The sequence below is a fragment of the Vibrio sp. HI00D65 genome (genome assembly GCF_001635455.1).
Taxonomy (GTDB): domain Bacteria; phylum Pseudomonadota; class Gammaproteobacteria; order Enterobacterales; family Vibrionaceae; genus Vibrio.
This window is the reverse complement of sequence record NZ_LWEH01000356.1, coordinates 1-429: the sequence shown is the minus strand read 5'-3', so window position 1 is coordinate 429 and position 429 is coordinate 1. Positions and strand designations below refer to the sequence as shown.

At 44.3% G+C, this 429-nt stretch carries 2 pseudogenes; one reads left to right on the top strand and one right to left on the bottom strand.

Going from position 1 to position 429, the window contains the following annotated elements:
- Nucleotides 1-325, top strand: a pseudogene (locus A3712_RS19870) (class I adenylate cyclase); the annotation flags it as partial.
- Here A3712_RS19870 and A3712_RS28950 read toward each other — a convergent pair.
- Nucleotides 323-429, bottom strand: a pseudogene (locus A3712_RS28950) (class I adenylate cyclase); the annotation flags it as partial. The pseudogenes A3712_RS19870 and A3712_RS28950 sit on opposite strands and share 3 nt — an antisense overlap.

Below are 429 nucleotides of genomic sequence, written 5' to 3'. Positions count from 1 at the left end.
GGCGATGCTTGATGCTCTGAAGACGGTGTTAGGCAAGATGCATCAAGATGCGTTACCGCCAGAATCGGTTGATGTGTTCTGTTACAGCAAAAACTTGCGTGGTGTGATGCGTAACATGGTGTATCAGCTGCTTGCTGAGTGTATCGAGTTAAGGCTAAAACCAATTGAGCCAGAGAAACGTCGCCGCTTTAAGGCTATTCGTCTTGCTAACAAGATGTTTGGTCTGTTCTTTGAACGCCGCGGTGTATCGGTACAGATGCTAGAAAACTCGGTTGATTTCTACCGTAGTATCTCTACCAATAAGCTCAAGGGTTCACCTTTACTGAGGCAAGTTAAAGTTAATCAATTTAGATGACACCTTCGACTCATCTTTTACCGATGTGTAGAAGGTATTCACACTCGCGATCATCTCATCTTTTTCACCACTGT